This is a genomic window from Actinoplanes octamycinicus, from assembly GCF_014205225.1.
Taxonomy (GTDB): Bacteria; Actinomycetota; Actinomycetes; order Mycobacteriales; family Micromonosporaceae; genus Actinoplanes; species Actinoplanes octamycinicus.
Window position 1 is genome coordinate 8,919,636 of the sequence record NZ_JACHNB010000001.1, and the last position, 19,064, is coordinate 8,938,699.

Consider the following 19,064-nt stretch of genomic DNA (forward strand, 5'->3'; position numbering starts at 1 on the left):
GCCGCCGAATCGAAGGAATTCCCCTCGGCTGCGGCGAACAGAATCTTCTTCGCTGCACTTGCCGTCTCACTGCACATCGTTCCACTCTAGCGGCATCGCGCGTCACCCCGGACGCCGAGCGAGAGGAAATACCCATGCACATCGGTGTGCCGAAAGAGGTCAAGAACCACGAGTACCGGGTGGCGATCACGCCCGCGGGTGTGGTGGAGGCCGTGCGTCACGGGCACGAGGTCGTCGTGCAGACCGGCGCCGGGGTGGGCTCGGCCATCAGTGACGACGACTACGTGGCGGCCGGCGCCCGGATCCTGCCGGACGCGGACGCGGTCTGGGACGCCGCCGACATGATCCTCAAGGTCAAGGAGCCGATCGCCGAGGAGTACCACCGGCTGCGCGCCGGCCAGGTGGTTTTCACCTACCTGCACCTCGCCGCCGACGCCGAGGGCACCAAGGCGCTGCTGAACAGCGGCACCACCGCGATCGCGTACGAGACCGTGCAGCTGGCCGACGGCTCGCTGCCGCTGCTCGCCCCGATGTCCGAGGTGGCCGGGCGGCTCGCCCCGCAGGTCGGCGCGTACAGCTTGATGCGCAACAGCGGCGGCCGCGGCGTGCTGCCGGGCGGCGTGCCGGGGGTCGCCCCGGCGAAGATCACGGTGATCGGCGGCGGCGTCTCCGGCGCGAACGCGGCGACCATCGCGCTCGGCCTGGGCGCCGAGGTGACCGTGCTGGACCTGAGCATCCCGCGCCTGCGGCAGTTGGACGCGCAGTTCGGCGGCCGGGTCAAGACGCTGGTCTCCAGCACCTACGCGATCGAGCAGTCGGTGCTCGAGGCGGACATGGTGATCGGCGCGGTGCTGGTCCCCGGCGCGAAGGCCCCGACGCTGGTCAGCAACGACCTGGTGAAGCGGATGAAGCCCGGCTCGGTGCTCGTCGACATCGCGATCGACCAGGGCGGCTGCTTCGAGGACTCGCGCCCGACCACTCACCAGGACCCGGTCTACCAGGTGCACGGCTCGGTCTTCTACTGCGTGGCGAACATGCCCGGCGCGGTCCCGAACACCTCGACCTACGCCCTGACCAACGCCACCCTTCCGTACGTGCTGCGCCTCGCCGACCTGGGCTGGCAGGAGGCGCTCCGCACCGACCCGGCTCTCGCGCAGGGCCTGAACACGCACGCCGGAATCCTCACCAACGACTCCGTCGGCTCAGCGCTCGGCCTCCCCACCGAGTCCGTCAGCTCGGTTCTCGCGGCCTGACCCGACGCACCCGCGCGCCCTCCGTCCTCGCCTTCAGCGACGGAGGGCGCGCTTCATCTCGCCGTGCGAAGTCCGGCGATCAGAACGCCGCGAGAACACTTCCCTGGTACTTGTCGGTGATGAACTTCTTCACCTCGGCGGAGTGGAGCAGCGTCTCCAGCTTGACGATGCGCGCGTCACTCTCGTCACCGGCGCGGACCACCACCAGGTTGGCGTAGGGGTTGTTGTCGCCGCTCTCCAGCGCCAGCGCGTCCGTCGACGGCTTCAGACCGGTCTCGATCGCGTAGTTGCCGTTGATCACCGAGAGCGCGGTGTCGTCCAGGCTGCGCGGCAGCTGGGCCGCCTCGAGGGTCTTGAACTGCAGGTTCTTCGGGTTGGTGGCGATGTCCTTCTGGGTCGCCTTGACGCCGGCGCCGTCCTTGAGGGTGATCAGGCCGTTCTTGGCGAGCAGGTTCAGCGCGCGGCCCGAGTTCGACGGGTCGTTCGGGATCGCGACCAGGCCGCCGCTGGGCACGTCGGCCAGGTTCTTCACCTTCTTGGAGTAGACGCCGAGCGGCTCGATGTGCACCGGCTTGAGCGCGGTGAACTTGTAGCCCTTCGACGCCTTCTCCTCGTCCAGGTACGGGATGTGCTGGAAGTAGTTGGCGTCGAGCTGCTTCTCCTGGAGGGCGACGTTCGGCTGGACGTAGTCGTTGAACGTGACGATCTCCAGCTTCAGGCCCTCCTTGGCGGCCAGGTTGTCCTTGACGTACTGGAGGATCTCCGCGTGCGGGACCGGGCTGACCCCGACCTTGAGGGTGTCCGACTTGGCATCGCTCGAGTCGTCGGAGCCGCACGCGGCCAGCCCGAGGGCGAGGGAGGCGGCGGCCAGGACGGCGGCGAGGGAACGGCGGCGCATCGAGTAATGCCTTTCTATCGGTGGGAGAGCCGGCGGGCGAGCAGATCGCCCGCCATCTGGATGAGCTGAACGAAGATCAGGAGGATGACGACCGCGGCGAGCATCGCCTTGCCCTCGAAGCGGTTGTAGCCGTAGTCGATGGCGAACGCGCCGATGCCGCCGCCGCCGACCGTGCCGGCCATCGCGGTGTACCCGGTGAGCGCGATGATCGTGATGGTGAAGCCGGAGATCAGCGCGGGCAGCGCCTCGCGGAGCAGCACCTTGCCGACGATCGCGCCGCGGCCGGCGCCGATCGCGGTGGCCGCGGCCACCACATCGCCGGGCACCTCGTGCAGCGCCGTCTCGACGATCCGGGCGAAGAACGGGATGGCGCCGACCACGAGCGGGACGATCGCCGCGTCGGTGCCGATGCTGACGCCCGCGACCAGCCGGGTGAACGGGGTGATCGAGACCATCAGGATCAGGAACGGGATCGAGCGGCCGAGGTTGACGATCAGGCCGAGCAGCGCGTTCACCGGGCGGGCCGGCAGCAGGCCGCCCGGCTCGGTGAGCACGAACAGCACGCCGATCAGCAGGCCGCCGATCGCGGTGAACAGCGCGGAGACCCCGACCATGTAGAGGGTCTCGGTGGTCGCCGGGCCGAGCAGCTCGAACACTTCGGACCAGGTCACGACGCCACCCCCACCTCTGCGCCGCGGCTGCGCAGGAATTCCAGGGCCGCGCTGTTCTGCTCCGGGCCGCCGGGCAGGGCGAGCCGCCAGCGACCCGCGCGGGTCGCGGCGAGCGTCTCCACCGAGCCGCTCAGGATGCGTACGTCGGTGTCGAACCGCCGGGCCAGCTCGGCGATGATCGGCGCGTCCGCGTCGGCGCCGCTGACCGTGACGTCGACGACCGTGACGCCGGGCAGCTCGGCCGGGGCGTCCAGCGGGAACAGGTCCCGGGCCAGCTCGGAGCCGGGCCGCTGGAGCAGCTCGGCGACCGTCCCGGACTCGACGAACCGGCCGTCCCGCATGATCGCGGCGGACGTGCAGATCCGTTTCACCACGGTCATCTCGTGGGTGATCAGCAGGATGGTCAGGCCGAGCCGCCGGTTCAGGTCGAGCAGCAGGCGCAGGATCGACTCGGTGGTCTCCGGGTCGAGCGCCGAGGTGGCCTCGTCGGAGAGCAGCACCTTGGGCCGGGCGGCGAGCGCGCGGGCGATGCCGACGCGCTGTTTCTGACCGCCGGAGAGCTGCGCCGGGTACGCCTCGGCGCGCTCGCTCAGCCCGACCAGGTCGAGCAGCTCGGCGACCCGGGCCCGGCGCTCGGCGCGCGGCGTCCCGGTCACCTCCAGCGCGAACGCCACGTTGCCGGCCACCGTGCGCGAGGAGAGCAGCGCGAAGTGCTGGTGGATCATCCCGATCCGGTGCCGGGCCAGGCGCAGGTCTCGGCGGCGCAGCGTGGTCAGCTCGACGCCGTCCACGGTGACCGTGCCGGCGTCCGGGCGCTCCAGCATGTTGACGCAGCGCAGCAGGGTGCTCTTGCCGGCCCCGCTGCGGCCCAGCACGCCGTAGACCTCGCCGGCGCCGACGGTCAGGTCGACCCCGTCGACCGCCGTCACGGACCCCGATCGGGAGCGGTACGTCTTTCGGAGTCCGCTGATTTCAATCACGTAAACACCCTGGTGAAGCAATGTGATCCGGATCGCAAAACCTATCGGAGCGATGGGTTTTGCCGTGCGGCCCACGTTAGCCGTGAAGATCCGGTGAGGCCACCAGGTGTAACGACCCTCACGGATCTTGTAACTTTCCTAGCCGGCGGCGTAGCGGAGCGCCTGCTCGTCCTCGTTCAGCGCCGGGGCCGGGCGGCCCTGGGCGCTGCGGGTCTCGGTCAGCTCGACCATCTCGTCCGGCCGGACGCGCGGCGGCAGCGCCCGGAAACGGGCAATCCGCTCCTGCTCGGCGTCGCTGGCGGTGAGCAGCGGGTCCGGCTCCATCCACCGATCCTCTCACTGCCGGGACTCGTGCACCAGGATCGCGACCTGCACCCGGTTGGCGCAGCCCAGCTTCTCCAGCAGCCGGGAGACGTAGGCCTTCACGGTCGGCACGCTCATGTGCAGCTCGGCGCCGATCTCCGCGTTCGAGCTGCCGGTGGCCACCGCCTCGGCCACCTCGCGCTCCCGCTCGCTGAGCCGGTCGAGCGCGGCCCGCGCCCGAGCGGCGCCCTCCCCCGGCCCGGCCTGCTCCGGCCGGCCCACCGCGTGGGTGATCAGGCGGGGCAGCACCGCGGGCGCGAGGATCGGCTCCCCGGCCGCCGCCCGGCGGACCGCGTCCAGGATCGCCTCCGGGGCGATGTCCTTGAGCAGGAACCCGTTCGCCCCGAGCCGGAGCGCACCGAGCAGGTGCTCGTCGGTGTCGAAGGTGGTCAGCACGATCACCGCGGGCTCCGGGCCGGCCCGGCGGATCTCCCCGGTCGCGGTCAGCCCGTCCATCCGCGGCATCCGGATGTCCATCAGCACCACGTCCGGCCGCAGCCGCCGGGCCAGCTCGACGGCCTCCGCGCCGTCCGCGGCCTCGCCGACGAGCTGCAGGTCCGGCCCGGCGCCGAGGACCATCGACAGACCCACCCGGACCAGCGGATCGTCGTCCGCGATCAACACCCGAATCACACCGGCCACGGTAGCCAGGCCTCCAGCCGGAAGGTCAGCGCCCCGTCCGGGTCGTGGTGGATGCCGTGCCGGAGGCGGCCGCCGAGCAGGTCGACCCGCTCGGCGAGGCCGATCAGCCCGGCTCCGGCACCCGGCGGCGCCGGCGCACGCCGTACCGGGATCGGGTTCTCGATCCGGACGTGCAGTTCCCCGGAGCGGCTGCCGGACAGCTCGACCCGGACGACCGCGTCCGGCGCGTGCTTGCCGGCGTTGGTCAGCCCCTCCTGGACCAGCCGGTAGACGGTCCGCCCGAGCGCCGGCCCGGCCGGACCGTCGTCCCGCCGATCGACGAGGTCGATCTTCATCCCGGCGGTCCGGGCGTCCGCGAGCAGCTCGTCCAGCTGGGCCAGCCCGGGCTGCGGCCGCAGCCCGTCCCCCGGCCCGGCGCGCAGCACCCCGAGGATCTCGCGCAGGTCCTCGAGGGCCTGGTGGGCGCTGTCCCGGATGGTCGTCGCCGCCTTCGCCACCTCGTCCGGGGTGAGGTCCGGCCGGATCTGCAGCGCCCCGGCGTGCAGGCTGACCATCGAGATCCGGTGCGCGAGCGCGTCGTGCATCTCCCGGGCGATCCGCTCCCGCTCCCGCGCGCGCAGCCGCTCGGCCCGTACCCGGGCCCCCTCCTCGGCCCGCGACGCCCGCTCGCGCAGCACCTCGATCAGGTCACGGCGGGCGCGCATGGCGACGCCGACCGCCAGGGTCGCGACCGAGAAGACCAGGGTGAAGACGAACTCGCCGGCCATCGACATGTCCGGGTCCGGCCGGAACCGGCTGTAGACCAGCGCGCCCGCCAGGGTGCCCGCCAGCACCACCCCGATCACCCGGCCACGCCGCAGGGTGACCAGCGTGTAGAAGGAGATCAGCCCGGCCACCCCGGCGAAGTCGGTGACCGCGCCGACCGGCACGAACAGAAGGGCGACCGCGACCGGGCAGCGGCGCCGCCACCACAGCGCCAGCGACGCCGCCATCGCCAGCAGCAGGCTGAAGAAGGTCGCCTCGCCGCTGATCCGCCCGCTGGCCTCCGCGGTCCCGGCGATCACCAGCGCGCCGAACCAGGAGGCCACGATCGCCGCCAGGTCGAAGACCCGCTCGGCGGCCCGCTCCGACACCCTCACGAGCGCACCAGCGGACGCCAGAACTGCTTGTCGCCCTCGTCGCGCACCGAGAAGCCGAGCTTCTCCAGGGTGGTCCGCAACTCGCCGGCCTCCTTGCCGGCCTTCTTCCGGACCGCGACCGCGCGGGCCGACAGCACCGCGTCCACCTCCGGCGGCAGGTCGTCGCCGGTCTGCCACGGGCGGTAGAGATCGGCGTACGGATCGGCGTCCCGCCACGGGTAGCCGAACTCCGGAAACGTCGCGGCCAGCGCCGAGCGCCGGGCCCGCGGCGTGCAGCGCACCGCCTGCCGCGACTCCCGGTCCAGCACGACCAGCGTGTCGCGGTCCAGGAAGAGCGCGGTGATCTCGGACCGGGACAGCGTCCGCTCGCCGAACCGCGCCTGGTCGAAGGTGACCGTGACCGGCGTCAGGTGCTCGACCAGCGCCGCGGTCACGAACAACCCGGCCACGACCAGGACGGCGCCCTGCACCGCCAGCTCCCACGGCGAGTCAATCTTGCCGATCAGCACCACGGCCGGCCGGAACGGCAGCGGCAGGTGCAAGCCGAGCGCCCACCGGGCGACGGCCGGCAGCGCCGCGGTGAGCAGCAGCCCGAGCGCCGCCGGGCCGCAGAGGATCAGCAGGCGGTCCAGCGGCGCGAAGCCGAGCTCGGCGGAGGTCCGGGTCATGCCCTGACGCTAGGCGGGCCGCCGGTCGTGAGCCAGTCGCCGAAAGTCGGCGGGCGCCGACTTTGGTCTATGCAGGCCGAGGCTGACCGGCAGCAGCAGCACCGCGCCGGCGACCGCCAGCATCCCGACCACGGTCAGCAGGTCCTGCCCCGCGGCGTGCAGGGCGTCCCCGACGGCCAGCGCCACCGAACCGCCGACCTGACGGAAGAACCCGAGGTTGCCGGTCGCCGCGCCGAGGAACTCGCGCGGCACCGCGCCCTGGATCACCACGGTCAGCCCGGACATGGTCGGCCCGAGCCCCAGCCCGATCAGCGCCAGCCCCACGAGCAGCACCCCGCCGAACCCGGCCAGCAGCGCACCGGCCGCGATCAGCACCGCGCCGGCGGCCAGGCAGACCCGGACATGCCGGATCAGCGCGCCGGTGAGCGCGCTGCCGGCCACCATGCCGAGCATCAGCGGGTACATCCGGACGCCCGAGCCGGTGGCGCTGACCTGCTCCACCTCCTGGAGGAACCGCGGCACCAGGACCAGCGAGGCGTAGAGCGCCCAGGCCCCGCCGAACGCCCCGGCACAGGCCAGCGCGTAGGACCGCACCCGGAACAGCCGCAGCGGCATGACCGGCTCCGGCGCCCATGTCTCGACCAGCAGGAACACCACGCCGAGCAGCACCGCCAGGCCGATCGAGCGCCAGTCCCGCTGGTTCAGCCCGATCAGCAGCGCGGCGACCGCCGCGGTGAAGACCGCGACGCCGGTGTAGTCCGGCCGGCCGGCCGCGGCCGGGTTGCCCGGCCGCCGGGGCAGCCGGGTGGCGATCAGCAGGATCACCACCAGCCCGATCGGCAGGTTGACCAGGAACACCCAGCGCCACCCGGCGTGATCGGTGAGGAACCCGCCGGCCAGCGGCCCGGCCACGTAGCTGAGCCCCATCACGCCGCCGAGCATGCCCTGCACCCGGCCGCTCTTCCCGGGCGGGAACATCTCCGCGGCGAGCGCCAGGCAGAGCGGCAGCAGCGCACCCGCGCCCAGGCCCTGGACCGCGCGGAACGCGATGAGCTGGCCCATCGAGCCTGCCGCGGCACACAGCGCCGAGCCGAGCAGGAAGATCCCGACGCCGGTGAGCAGCAGGGGCTTGCGCCCGTACCGGTCGGAGAGCCGGCCGTAGAGCGGACCGGACGCGGTGATGCTCACCAGGTACGCGGTCACCACCCAGCTGTAGTGCGCGGACCCGCCCAGCTCCGCGGTGATCCCGGGCAGCGCGGTGCTGACGATGGTCTGGTCGAGGAGGGCGAGCAGCATGCCGCCGACCACGGCGGCGAGCACGATCAGATCTTTCACATGTCAAAAACTACATGTCGTCTTTGACATGTCAAGATGGGGTCATGTCGCTTCGGATCGCGCTCCTCGGGATGCTCGCCGCCGGCGGCCCGACCTCCGGCTACGACCTGGCGAAGAAATTCGACGGCTCGCTCAGCCACGTCTGGCCGGCCCGGCACAGTCAGATCTACCCGGAGCTGGCCAAACTCGCCGCCGACGGGCACGCCACGGTGCGCGACGAGGGCAGCCGGGGCCGCAAGCTCTACGAGCTGACCCCGGCCGGCCGGGACTTCCTCGACGAGTGGCTGCGCAGCGCGGATCCGGCGCCCAAGGTCCGCAGCGAGTCGAGCCTGCGGCTCTTCCTGCTGCCGCTGCTCCCGCCGGAGGTCGCGGTGCCGCTGTTGCGCGCGGAGGCTTCCCGGTACGCCGAGCAGGCCCGCGTGCTGGCCGCCGAGCGCGACGCCCGGCAGCCGCCCGACACCCCCGGCCGCAACGGCTGGTACGCCGCCGACCTGGGCGTCCGCAACTTCACCGCGATCCGCGACTGGGCCACCGCGACGGCCGATCACATCGAAGCGCTCCCCCGGTCCGGAATGGACGGAAAAGTTTGATCAATGTCGCTATGGTGATCACCGATCGATCGCCGGACGCACCTGTCCGGATCACGGGGTATCGATGTAAGGAGATCACCATGCGCACACTCACGCGCGCGGGCGTCATCGCCCTCGCCACCGGCACGGTCGTGCTGGGCGGCACCGCCGCCGTCCAGGCCGCGCCGGCCGGCGTCGTGTCGGTCAGCGTCAACCGGCTGGTGCTGGAGCCGGGCACGTCCGGCCACACCGGCACCGTCCGGGTCGTCATCAAGAACCGGACCAGCGAGCCGTGGAGCGGCGCGGTCGCGGTGACCGAGCCGATCGCCGGCACGTTCGTGGAGGCCGCCGGCACGTCCGGCTGCACCGGGGACGTGACCGCGGACAACCGTCAGATCGCCTACTGCTACCTGGACCACGACATCGCGCCCGGCGCGAAGGACGTGGTCACGGTGAGCTTCCGCTCGCCGGCCGAGCCGCAGGCGTACCCGCAGGTGGCGCCGGCCGCCGGCCGGGTCGAGGTGGCCGGGGCCGCCGCCGACTTCCCGGCGCTGTTCCGCTCCACCACCGGCTCGCTGCGCAACCCGCGGCCGTACGCGCAGGACACCGCCTCCGCGCTCACCGTGACCGCGGGCACGGTGACCCTGACCCGGCAGGCGGACGGCAGCTTCGCCGGGCAGGTGCCGGTCACCGTCCGCAACGACGGCGACGCCCCGCACAGCGGCCTGCTGGCCGAACTGGTCGCCCCGGCCGGCGTCGACGGCGCCTACCTGGCCGACTCCGGCCCGTGCATCGGGGCGAACGTGCTGCCCGTCCCGCAGGGCGGCTACGGCGTCGGCTGCTCGCAGAGCGGCCAGCTCGACGAGGGCCAGTCGCGCACCTTCGACTGGACGCTGACCGCGCCCGCCGGGACCCCGGCCGGCCCGCTCGGCGACGCCGCCACGCTGGTCCAGCTGGAGGGCGGCCCGGCGCAGACCGGTGGCGCCAACATCGCCGGTTTCGCGGTCACCGTCGCCGGCTGACCCACCGGTCGGTGCACCATCCCGGCGGCTCCGATCCTCGGATCGGGGCCGCCGGCCCGTTGCCGGGTCAGCCCTCGGCGAGTGGCACCGCCAGGGCGATGGTCAGCGCCAGTACCCACTGCGGGTCCTTGAGCTTCTCGCCGTAGAGCTCGCGCAGCCGGGCCATCCGGTAGCGGACCGTCTGCGGGTGCACGAAGAGCTCGGCCGCCACGTCCTCCCGCCGGCCGTGGTGCAGCAACCAGCTGCGCAGCGTCTCGACGAGTTTGGCGGCGGCCGCCCCGCGCTCCCCGGCGAGCGGCGCCAGCGCCCAGTCCCGCAGGTCGGCGAGGGCGCTCCGGTCGGCGGAGACGACCAGCTCGGCCAGGTGCTCCTCGGTGTCGACGACCTCGCCGCGGGCCGGGGTGTGCAGCTGGTGGACCCGGACCGCGCGCTCCACCGAGCACTGCGCGCGCTGCCACGGCCGGGCCGGGCCGATCACCGCGTTGTGCCCGGTGAGCAGCCGGGTCAGGTGCGGGCGGGTGGCCCCCTGCGGGTCCGGGACCAGCAGGATCGCGGTGCCCGGCAGGTCCGGCAGGGCGCCGGCGAGCGGCAGTGTGCGCGGGTCGAGCAGGTCGATCAGCGAGCGGGAGGACCGCTCCGGCAGCAGGATCGCGGTGAGCGTCTGCGGCGGGGCCCACTCGGCGCGCTCGGCGGCCGCCTGCAGCACGTGCGCCGGCTCCCCGGCGACCAGGGCCTGGGCCAGCTGCTGCAGGTGCCGCAGCCGGATCCGGCCGGAGGCGGCCAGTTCGTCGGCGTGCCCGGCGACGCTGGCCGCGGAGAGCTCGTCGATGTAGGCGAAGACCAGCTCGGCGAAGTCGGCGATGGTGCCGGCCGGCTGCCCGGAGCGGACGCTGATCGCGGCCAGCTCGCGCCAGGCCACCCGGGCGCCGACCCGGTAGGCGGAGAGCAGCGCGTCCAGGCTGCGGCCGTTGCGGGCCTCGCCGCGACCGAGCGCGTAGGCCGCCTCCAGGGCCGAGGCGAGCGGCGTCCCGGGGTCGGTGCCGGGCCGGGAGACCAGGTTGAGGAAGGTACCCAGGGCCGCCTGCACGGCCCGCTCGATCTTGTGGCCGAGCTCGCCGGCGAACGGTTCCGCGTACGCCGGGACCTCCATCACGATCGCCGCGATGGTCTGCACGGCGACCTCGGGCAGCCCGCGCCGGAGCGGCTCGACGACCTCGACGGGCAAGCGGTACGACCGAACGTCCCGCAACGGCTCGATCACCCAGACTCCCTATGTTTCATGTCCGAACCTTGTCCCCGCCGAACAATTATGCTGCCCCGGATTCACTTCCCCTGGTCATGACTTCGCCCGTCCGACCCACCAGGCTTGGTCACGTGCCGGTTACCCAGACATTGCGCAACGGAGCGTGGCGAGTCGTCGAGCTGGTCACCACTCCGGTGGTGCCCTCCGATTATCTCGACGTGATCGCTCCCCTGCGCAACCCGAACGTTCTGCGCGCCCGGGTCGAGGCGGTGCACCGGGAGACCGCCAACGCGGTCACCCTGGAGCTGCGGCCGGGCCGCGGCTGGCGCCCGCACCAGCCCGGGCAGTACGTCCGGCTCGGTGTCGACGTCGACGGCATCCGCCTGTGGCGCTCCTACTCGGTGAGCAGCGCCGCCGGTCAGCCGTCCGGCCGGATCAGCGTGACGGTCAACGCGGTCCGCGACGGCGTGGTCAGCTCCTACCTGCTGGCCCACGCGCGCCGTGGCATGGTGCTCAACCTCGACCTCCCGGCCGGCGACTTCGTGCTGCCGCCGGCCCGCCCGGCGAAAAGCCTGTTCGTCACGGCCGGCAGCGGGATCACCCCGGTGATGGGCATCCTGCGCAGCGCCCTGCACGAGCTGCCCGACGTGGTCGTGGTGCACTCCGCCCGCACGCCGGAGGACGCGGTCTTCGGCGCCGAGCTGCGCGCCCTCGCCGCGGCCGGCAAGCTCACCCTGATCGAGCGGCACACCGGCGCCGACGGCCGGCTGAAGCCCGCCGACCTGGCCGAGCTGGTCCCCGACCTGTTCGAGCGGGAGACCTGGGCCTGCGGCCCGGGCGAGATGCTGGACGCGCTGGCCGACCACTGGAGCGAGGCGGGCGCCGCGGAGCGGCTGCACGTCGAGCGGTTCCGGCCGACCGTGCTGGTCGCCGGCGACGGCGGCTCGGTGACCTTCGAGCGCTCCGGCGCCGAGGTGGAGGCGCCGGCCGGGGTCTCCATCCTGGACGCCGGCGAGGCGGCCGGGCAGCTGATGCCGTCCGGCTGCCGGATGGGCATCTGCTTCAAGTGCGTGCTGCCGATGCGCCAGGGCATCGTCCGGGACATGCGCGACGGGCAGATCACCACCGCCGTGGAAGGCGACAACGTCTTGATCCAGACGTGCATCTCGGCCGCGGCCGGGCCCTGCCACCTGGATGCCTGAGTTCCCCCCAGCAAGAGATCGCCGAGAGAAATCGAGGAACCCGTGACGACGCTGCAACGTCTGGAAGACAACCCGATCGCCCACCTCACCGCCGAGGACATCGAGGCGATCGGCCGGGAGCTGGACGCGATCCGGGACGAGGTGATCGCCGCCCGGGGGGAGCGCGATGCCGCCTACATCCGCCGCGTCATCAAGGTGCAGCGCAGCCTGGAGATGGGCAGCCGCGCGGTGCTGCTCTTCTCGCTCTTCCCGCCGGCCTGGATCGTCGGCACCGCCGGTCTGTCGGTGGCCAAGATCCTGGAGAACATGGAGATCGGCCACAACATCCTGCACGGCCAGTACGACTTCATGCGCGACCCGAAGATCCACTCCACCACGTGGGAGTGGGACATGGCGACGCCGGCCGAGCAGTGGCAGCACTCGCACAACGAGATCCACCACAAGTACACCAACGTGGTCGGCAAGGACAACGACCTCGGCTACGGCATCATGCGGGTCGACGAGAACCAGCGCTGGCACCCGTTCTACCTGGCCCAGCCGCTGTGGAACTTCATCAACGCGCTCTTCTTCGAGTACGGCATCGCCGCGTACGACCTGGAGCTGGGCCGCAACCTGAAGACCAAGAAGCGGCGCAGCAACCCGATCTTCCGGAAGAACCTCAAGGCGGTCGGCCGCAAGATCGGCAAGCAGGCGCTCAAGGACTACGTGATCCACCCGGCGCTGTCCGGCCCGTCGTTCCTGCACACGATGGCCGCGAACTTCACCGCCAACGTGGTCCGCAACGTGTGGAGCCACTCGGTGATCATGTGCGGGCACTTCCCGAACGGCGTGTCCACCTTCGAGCGGACCTCGATCAAGGGCGAGACCCGCGGCGAGTGGTATCTGCGGCAGATGCTCGGCTCGGCCAACATCTCCGGCAGCAAGCTGATGCACATCATGACCGGCAACCTGTCCCACCAGATCGAGCACCACCTCTTCCCGGACCTGCCGGCCAGCCGCTACGCCGAGGTCGCGGTCAAGGTGCGGGCGCTGTTCGAGAAGTACGACCTGCCCTACGTCACCGGCCCGCTGCCCAAGCAGGTCGCCTCGGCCTGGGCCAAGGTGATCCGCCTGTCGCTGCCGAACCGCAAGCCGACCCCGGACCCGGACCCGATGATCCCGCCGCGGCGCCCGGTCGCCGAGCCGGTCACGGCCTGACGTCAGTCACTCGGGGCGCGGTCCGTCGGGCCGCGCCTCCGCCGTGCGCAGGATCAGCAGCGAGAACAGCCACATCGGTAGATAACCGAGCAGCACCGCCACCGCGTAGGGGAAGTCGGAACAGGCGAAGACGGCCACGAACATCAGGGTGAGCAGCGCGCCGAGCAGGTAGGCGCCGATCGCGAACCGCAGCGGATGGCCGCCGCCGCGCCGCTGGTGCCGGATGACCAGCGCATAGGTGAACGGGATGGCGCCCGGCTGGATCAGCAGCAGGAGAACGCCCAGCACGAGGATGACGACCCCGGGTGAGACCGAGACTTCGACGTTCGGCATCACCGCACGTTACTTGCCGGTAGCGCGCCGCGCCAGAAGCCAGCGGGCGATTTTCCGGACCACCGCCGGATGGACGTGCCCGCCCCGGTAGAACATGTGGTCCAGGCCGCGCAGCACCCGGATCCGCACGTCCCGCCGGGCGCCGAGCCCGGCCCGCCAGCGCGCCAGATCGTCGGCCACGGTCACCTGACGGTCCCGGCCGCCCTGCAGGATCAGCATCGGCCGCCGGAGCGCCGCCGCGGTCCGCACCGGGTCGTAGTCGCGCAGGTCCAGCCAGTAGGACGCGGGAAAGCCGAAGGGCAGGTCCGCGGCCGGCGTCTCCGCGGTCAGCGCGTCGTCGACCACCGCCACCTGCCGGTCGACCGCGGCCAGCATCGCCGCGCTCGCCGGCCCCGGATCACGCGCGGCCAGCTGCCGCGCGACCCGCTGCGCGGATCGGTGCGTCGGCATCGCCTCGGCCGCGAGCAGGATCAGGCCGGCGATCGCGGGCTCGGCCGCGGCCACCCGCGGCGCGACCTTGCCACCCAGGCTGTGGCCGAGGAGGAAGATCCGGTCCGGGTCCACGGCTGGTCGCTGTTCCCGCAATTGGCGTACGGCGGCGAGCGCCGGGGCGACGTATTCCTCGGTGAGGGTGCGCTCGGGCGGCGGCTTGTCGAAGCGGAGCACCGCGATGCCCCGGCCGGCCAGGCCCCAGGCGAGGTCCTTGAGGGGTTTGTGGGGGCCGTCGGTGCCGTCCCGGTCCTGCTGTCCACCGCCGGGAAGCAGGATCACCGCCTGCCCCCTGCTCGTGGTGTTCGGCGTTTTGTTCGGCAGGGACAAGACTCCGGCGCTGGTCTCGCACTCGGTGAAGCGGAACGGCCTCGCGTAGCGCGGCGGCTGCCACGGGGCCCCGGCGGCCGGGGCGAGACGCAGGCCGTGCAGGCGACCGGACTCGTCGTGGGACAGGACGATCACGAAGTCGCCGGTCGGGCAGCGCACCGGGAGTCGTACCCGAAGAAGCCCTTGATCTGTCTCCTCGGCGGCGGGGTCGCCGGGCTCGGTGGGCGCGCCCGCGGTCTGCACGGTCCAGGCGACCCGGACCGTCTCCGGGGCGACCACGGCCCGCATCTCCGGAGTGAACAGCTCGGCCAGCTCGTCGAAGCGCCCGGCCCTCAGCTGGTCGTAGACGACGAGCGCTATCGTTCTCATAGTTGAGAAAGGTAGCATGGATTAGATTGATCGGGTGGAGACCGCTGAACTGCTGGCACATCCGGTCCGGCTGCGGATCGTGCACGCGCTGCGTGGCGGCCGCGAGATGACCACCGCGGAGCTGGTCGAGCGGCTGCCGGACGTGTCGAAGGCGACCGTCTACCGGCACATCGACCTGCTCGGCAACGGCGGGGTGCTGGAGGTCGCGGCCGAGCGGCGGGTGCGCGGGGCGGTCGAGCGGCGCTACCGGCTGCGGCAGGACCGGGCGTCGATCAGCGCCGCGGCGGCGGCCGGGCTGACCGCCGAGGAGCACCGGCGGGCGTTCACCATCGCGATGACGGCGCTGATCGCGGAGTTCGGCGCCTACCTGGACCGGCCCGGCTCCGACCCGGCGCGGGACCTGGTCGGCTATCGGCAGCACGCGGTCTGGCTCAGCCCCGAGGAGCTGACCGAGCTGATCAGCGAACTGCGCGCGGCCATCGTGCCCCGGCTCGCCCAGGAGCCGGCCCCGGGCCGCGCGCAGTACCTGCTCAGCCCGATCCTGTTCCCGATCGAGCCACCGCCGGCTTGAGTCCGCGAGCCGGCCGGGATCACCGGAGTGGCGAGCCCGGTGGCCGGACGGGAGCGGCCAGGCCGGCGACACCCTCGACGTGGCTCGGGCGACTGCCGAGCGGAGGCCTAAGCCGGGCAGGCCTTGCCGACCGGGACGTGGATCGTGGTGGTGCGGCCGTCGGCGCGGACCTCGACCGGGAGGCAGACCGGTGCGGTCACGTAGTAGCCGCCCGGGTAGACCTGCCAGTCGCCGGCACCGAACTTCGGGCAGGCCGGGATGTGCAGGTGGGCGGCGCGTTCCCGGTCGCCGGTGTTGCCCCACTCCACCTCGGCCCTTCCCCTGGGGACCAGCAGCTCGGCGGGGTGTCCGGTGCGGATCAGCAGGCCGGTCTTGGCGAACAGCGTCCCGTCACCGGAGTCGTTGGCCTGCAGCAACTCGGTGGAGAGCGCGACCGCGTCGAGCATCGGGGTGTACCCGGCCGGCGGGGCGGCCAGGGTGTCGATCGGCGCGGCGCAGTCCAGGCTGGGCCCGGAGAGAGCGCTCTGGCCACCCGACGCTTGAACACCAGGCGCCGGGCCGGTCGGCGCCGGGCTGCCCTGCTTCGGGTCGGGGGCGCAGGCGGTCAGCGTGAGCAGCACAACCACCATCGAGATCCGGACGAACACCGGCAACCTCCCTCGTCCCTTCCATGACACCGTCGATCGCGTCGAGGTTCCAGGCAGGACCGCCGAGGTTTGACGGCGACCCATATTCGCGAAAGTTGTTCAACTCGCGGACACTCGACGGACACTGCCAACGCCCAGGATCTTTCGCATGGTTTCCGACGTCGTCCAGGCGCTGCCCGCCGTCTCCGGATGGGTGGCGCTGCGCCGGTCGGCGATCGGCGCGGGCCTGGCGCTCGCGGCGTGCCTGCTGATCGCACTGCTCGGGCGGCCGATGGGCGCCTTCCCGGCCCCGACCGTCCTGGTCTGGGCGAGCGTCGCGCTGTACAGCGGTTTCGACCGGCACTGCCGCGTCGCCGCGGTCGCGGCCTGGGCGGCGGCGGCCCTGGTCTGGTTCGGCGTCGCCCCGCTGCTGCCCGGCGGGATCACCGGCGACGTCGTGCGCGCGGCGGCCGGCGTGCTGGCCGCCAGCCAGATGTACGCCCTGGTCACCCACGCCGGCCGCGAGCCGCAGTTCATCCCGGCCGGAGCGAGCTGGCGCCAGGACAGATAGGACCGCCCCGGGTGGGGTCAGGTCAGGTAGGACAACTCGGGCAGCTCCGCTCGGTAGGAGTCGACCAGCCGCTCGGCGACCGCGCGGTCGGCGATCAGCGGGTGGGTGGCCATGGCCTGGACCGCGGCCTCGCGGGAGCCGGTCGCGACCGCCCGCAGGACCAGGCGGTCGACGGCCTTGACCGTGCGGACCAGGTCGACCGCGTGCGCCGGCAGCGGGCCGACCGGCAGCGGCACCGCGCCCCGGGCGTCGACCCGGCAGGGCACCTCGACCACCGCGTCGTCGTCCAGGACGTCGAGGGTGCCGCGGTTGCGGACGTTGAGGATCAGGGTGGCCGGCTCGTCCCGGGCCAGGGCCCGCATCACCGCCAGCGCCACCCCCTCGTAGCCGGCCGGCCGGCCCTCGTCGTGCTCCCGCTCCCCCGCGCCGGCCAGCTCCCGGTTCTCCGCCATGTAGGTGGCCTCCCGCTCCCGCCAGGCGTCCAGCCAGGCATCGAGCGGATCCCGGGCGGCGAGCTCCCGGTAGGTGCGCTCCTGCTGCTCGCGCAAGAAGGCGCCGCGGGTCTGCGGGGCGTCGCGGACGGCCTCCAGGGTGCCCTTCGGGTCGTAGTAGTAGTGCAGGTACTCGTTCGGGATCGCACCGAGCGAGCGCAGGTCGCCGAAGAGCCGGCCCTCCTCGATGCCGGCCAGCCGGTCGTCGTCGGCGAGCAGCCCGGGCAGCAGGTCGCGGTCGCCGGCGTGCACGCCGTAGAGCCAGCCCAGGTGGTTGAGGCCGGCGTAGTGGACGCGTACCTCCGCGGGGTTGACCTGGAGCGTCCGCAGGACGCGGTCCACCAGGCCGGTCGGCGAGTCGCAGATGCCGATCACCCGGTCGCCGAGCGGGCCGGACATCGCCTCGGTGACCAGGCCGGCCGGGTTGGTGAAATTGATCAGCCAGGCGTCCGGGGCGAGGCGGGCGGCGCGCTCGGCGATGCGCAGGGACTCCGGCACCGACCGCAGGCCGTAGGCGATCCCGCCGGCCCCGACGGTCTCCTGCCCGAGCACGCCGGCGGCGAGCGCGACGTGCTCGTCGACCACCCGGCCGCGCAGCCCGCCGACCCGGATCGCGGAGAAGATGAACGCCGCCCCGGTCAGCGCCTCGTCCAGGTCGGTGGTGGTGACCACGGCGGGCGCGTCCGGCACGTCGCGGGCCAGCGCGGCCAGCACCCGGCCGATCCCGTCCAGCCGCCCGGGGTCGACGTCGTGCAACGCCACCTCGGTGATCCCGGTGTGCCGGTGGTCGGCGAGCAGCGCCTTGTAGACCAGCGGCACCCGGAAGCCGCCGCCGCCCAGAACGGTCAGTCGCATGTCAGCCCTTCATCGCTTCGTTTCCCGCGTCCTGCGCTCTCCGCAGGCCCTCCGGAACCCCGAGCTGGCCGAGGAAGACCTGCTGCAGGATCGGCGTGTAGGCGGTCCCGCCGGCCCCGACCTTCGGCCCGACCGGGGCCGGGAAGGTGGTCCCGCCGGCCGAGTCCAGGAACGGCTGCACGTCCACGCCCTGTTTCTTCCAGTAGTCGACGAAGGCCGGCTGCGCCGCGGTCACCCCGGGGAACGCGTAACCACCCTCGGCGAGCGGTCGCTGCCCCTCCGCCGAGCCGAGCCACCTGAGCACCTCGACCGTGGCGTCCCGGTGCGGCGTTTTCGCCGAGGCGACCGCGGCCACCCCGTGCACCACCCCGACCCGCCCGGCCGGGCCGGTCAGCATCGGCGCCAGCCCCCAGGCGAACCCGGCGCCCTCCTGGATGCTCTTCAAGTGGTACGGCCCGGACTGGAACAGCGCGATCTTGCCCTGGGTGAACAGCTGCAGCGTCTTGTCGCCGTTGGTGTTGGTGTCGGCGGCCGGCGGCGCCACGTGGTCCTTGTTGATCAGGTCGACCACGTACTGCACGGCCTGCTCGGTCTTCGGCTGGCCGGCGAAGGTGAACGAGTCGCCGGACTGCCAGGTGCCGCCGTTCGACCCGACGAAGTCCCAGAGGATCGCCTGCTGGTCGAAGGCCGCGTTGATGCCGAAGACGCCGGCGCCCGGGTCGGTGAGCTTGCGGGCCGCCGCGCGCAGCGTGTCCTTGGCCCCGGCCGGGTCCCAGGTGAGCGTGGCCGGGTCGACGCCGGCCCTGGCGACCAGGTCCTTGTTGTAGAAGAGCGCGATCGAGTCCCACAGCTGCGGCACGCCCCACAGCTTGCCGTTGCGGGTGTAGAGGTCGACGACCGGTGTCGTCCAGCCCGGGTCGGGGTCGACCGGCAGCAGCTGGTTGTTGTCGGCGTAGATCCCGAAGTTCGAGGTGTTGGTCCAGAAGATGTCCGCGGTGGTGCCGGCTGCGATGTCGGCCGGCAGTTTGGTCCAGTAGTCCGCCCACGGCACCAGCTGGACGGTCACCTTGACGTCCGGATGGGCTTTCTCGAAGGCGGCGAACGACTGCTCGTACGCCTTGGCCACCTGGTCGTCCCAGAGCCGGAAGGTGACCGTGGTCTTGCCGTCCTGCTCGTCGCCGCCGGCCACCGAGCAGCCGGCCAGCAGGAGCAGGGTCATCAGCAGCAGGGACAGTCGTCGCATGTGC

21 protein-coding genes are annotated in these 19,064 nt (G+C 72.5%); 7 read left to right on the forward strand and 14 right to left on the reverse strand.

Features of this window, described 5'->3' with window-relative positions:
• Positions 1-134: 134 nt before the first annotated feature.
• Positions 135-1,253, forward strand: coding sequence for an alanine dehydrogenase (gene ald, locus BJY16_RS40355; protein WP_185044789.1), 1,119 nt, complete (start codon positions 135-137; stop codon positions 1,251-1,253).
• Between the two features lie 79 nt (positions 1,254-1,332).
• Here the strand turns inward: ald and BJY16_RS40360 are convergent, their stop codons facing one another.
• The 8 genes from BJY16_RS40360 to BJY16_RS40395 form a co-directional block, all read right to left on the reverse strand.
• Positions 1,333-2,151, reverse strand: a complete 819-nt coding sequence (locus tag BJY16_RS40360) for a MetQ/NlpA family ABC transporter substrate-binding protein (protein ID WP_185044790.1) — start codon at positions 2,149-2,151, stop codon at positions 1,333-1,335.
• Between the two features lie 14 nt (positions 2,152-2,165).
• Positions 2,166-2,822, reverse strand: a complete 657-nt coding sequence (locus tag BJY16_RS40365) for a methionine ABC transporter permease (RefSeq protein ID WP_185044791.1) — start codon at positions 2,820-2,822, stop codon at positions 2,166-2,168.
• Entirely contained in the window at positions 2,819-3,751 is a 933-nt protein-coding gene (locus tag BJY16_RS40370) for a methionine ABC transporter ATP-binding protein (RefSeq protein ID WP_203758796.1), read from the reverse strand. Before BJY16_RS40370 ends, BJY16_RS40365 begins: the two co-directional genes overlap by 4 nt.
• A gap of 189 nt (positions 3,752-3,940) precedes the next feature.
• Complete coding sequence (locus BJY16_RS40375) at positions 3,941-4,126, reverse strand: hypothetical protein (RefSeq protein ID WP_185044793.1); 186 nt, start codon at positions 4,124-4,126, stop codon at positions 3,941-3,943.
• A 12-nt stretch (positions 4,127-4,138) separates the two neighbouring features.
• On the reverse strand, positions 4,139-4,807 hold the full coding sequence (locus BJY16_RS40380) for a response regulator (protein WP_185044794.1): 669 nt from the start codon (positions 4,805-4,807) through the stop codon (positions 4,139-4,141).
• A complete protein-coding gene (locus BJY16_RS40385; RefSeq protein ID WP_185044795.1) occupies positions 4,795-5,946 on the reverse strand; it encodes a sensor histidine kinase in 1,152 nt (383 codons plus the stop codon). The genes BJY16_RS40380 and BJY16_RS40385 overlap by 13 nt, the downstream gene beginning before the upstream one ends.
• On the reverse strand, positions 5,943-6,614 hold the full coding sequence (locus BJY16_RS40390; protein ID WP_185044796.1) for a YqeB family protein: 672 nt from the start codon (positions 6,612-6,614) through the stop codon (positions 5,943-5,945). The genes BJY16_RS40385 and BJY16_RS40390 overlap by 4 nt, the downstream gene beginning before the upstream one ends.
• A 9-nt stretch (positions 6,615-6,623) precedes the next feature.
• Positions 6,624-7,949 (reverse strand): MFS transporter, encoded by a 1,326-nt coding sequence (locus BJY16_RS40395; RefSeq protein WP_185044797.1) that lies wholly within the window; start codon positions 7,947-7,949, stop codon positions 6,624-6,626.
• Positions 7,950-7,993: 44 nt separating this feature from the next.
• Here BJY16_RS40395 and BJY16_RS40400 point away from each other — a divergent pair, with 44 nt between their 5' ends.
• Together BJY16_RS40400 and BJY16_RS40405 are read left to right on the forward strand one after the other, a co-directional pair.
• Positions 7,994-8,539 (forward strand): PadR family transcriptional regulator, encoded by a 546-nt coding sequence (locus tag BJY16_RS40400; protein ID WP_185044798.1) that lies wholly within the window; start codon positions 7,994-7,996, stop codon positions 8,537-8,539.
• 80 nt (positions 8,540-8,619) lie between these two features.
• Positions 8,620-9,540 carry a hypothetical protein gene (locus BJY16_RS40405; RefSeq protein WP_185044799.1) on the forward strand — a complete coding sequence of 307 codons (921 nt, stop codon included), beginning with the start codon at positions 8,620-8,622 and terminating at the stop codon, positions 9,538-9,540.
• Between the two features lie 67 nt (positions 9,541-9,607).
• Here BJY16_RS40405 and BJY16_RS40410 read toward each other — a convergent pair whose 3' ends face one another.
• Positions 9,608-10,801 carry a PucR family transcriptional regulator gene (locus tag BJY16_RS40410; protein WP_185044800.1) on the reverse strand — a complete coding sequence of 398 codons (1,194 nt, stop codon included), beginning with the start codon at positions 10,799-10,801 and terminating at the stop codon, positions 9,608-9,610.
• Between the two features lie 77 nt (positions 10,802-10,878).
• On the opposite strand from BJY16_RS40410, the gene BJY16_RS40415 reads away from it, so the two are divergent.
• Together BJY16_RS40415 and BJY16_RS40420 are read left to right on the forward strand one after the other, a co-directional pair.
• Positions 10,879-11,985 carry a ferredoxin reductase gene (locus tag BJY16_RS40415; RefSeq protein WP_185044801.1) on the forward strand — a complete coding sequence of 369 codons (1,107 nt, stop codon included), beginning with the start codon at positions 10,879-10,881 and terminating at the stop codon, positions 11,983-11,985.
• 42 nt (positions 11,986-12,027) lie between these two features.
• Positions 12,028-13,182 carry a fatty acid desaturase family protein gene (locus BJY16_RS40420; protein WP_185044802.1) on the forward strand — a complete coding sequence of 385 codons (1,155 nt, stop codon included), beginning with the start codon at positions 12,028-12,030 and terminating at the stop codon, positions 13,180-13,182.
• A gap of 6 nt (positions 13,183-13,188) precedes the next feature.
• Here the strand turns inward: BJY16_RS40420 and BJY16_RS40425 are convergent, their stop codons facing one another.
• Both BJY16_RS40425 and BJY16_RS40430 read right to left on the reverse strand, forming a co-directional pair.
• A complete protein-coding gene (locus BJY16_RS40425; protein ID WP_185044803.1) occupies positions 13,189-13,515 on the reverse strand; it encodes a hypothetical protein in 327 nt (108 codons plus the stop codon).
• 9 nt (positions 13,516-13,524) lie between these two features.
• Complete coding sequence (locus BJY16_RS40430) at positions 13,525-14,703, reverse strand: alpha/beta hydrolase (RefSeq protein ID WP_185044804.1); 1,179 nt, start codon at positions 14,701-14,703, stop codon at positions 13,525-13,527.
• Positions 14,704-14,737: 34 nt separating this feature from the next.
• On the opposite strand from BJY16_RS40430, the gene BJY16_RS40435 reads away from it, so the two are divergent.
• The gene (locus tag BJY16_RS40435) at positions 14,738-15,274 is read left to right on the forward strand and encodes a helix-turn-helix domain-containing protein (protein WP_185044805.1); all 537 of its coding nucleotides are present in this window, start codon (positions 14,738-14,740) and stop codon (positions 15,272-15,274) included.
• 107 nt (positions 15,275-15,381) lie between these two features.
• Here BJY16_RS40435 and BJY16_RS40440 read toward each other — a convergent pair whose 3' ends face one another.
• A complete protein-coding gene (locus tag BJY16_RS40440; RefSeq protein ID WP_185044806.1) occupies positions 15,382-15,921 on the reverse strand; it encodes a hypothetical protein in 540 nt (179 codons plus the stop codon).
• A gap of 148 nt (positions 15,922-16,069) precedes the next feature.
• Between BJY16_RS40440 and BJY16_RS40445 the strand changes: the two genes are divergently transcribed.
• Entirely contained in the window at positions 16,070-16,471 is a 402-nt protein-coding gene (locus BJY16_RS40445; protein ID WP_185044807.1) for a hypothetical protein, read from the forward strand.
• 17 nt (positions 16,472-16,488) lie between these two features.
• Here the strand turns inward: BJY16_RS40445 and BJY16_RS40450 are convergent, their stop codons facing one another.
• Positions 16,489-17,817, reverse strand: a complete 1,329-nt coding sequence (locus tag BJY16_RS40450; RefSeq protein WP_185044808.1) for a 6-phospho-beta-glucosidase — start codon at positions 17,815-17,817, stop codon at positions 16,489-16,491.
• Position 17,818: 1 nt separating this feature from the next.
• Positions 17,819-19,060, reverse strand: coding sequence for an ABC transporter substrate-binding protein (locus BJY16_RS40455; RefSeq protein WP_185044809.1), 1,242 nt, complete (start codon positions 19,058-19,060; stop codon positions 17,819-17,821).
• Positions 19,061-19,064: the final 4 nt, after the last annotated feature.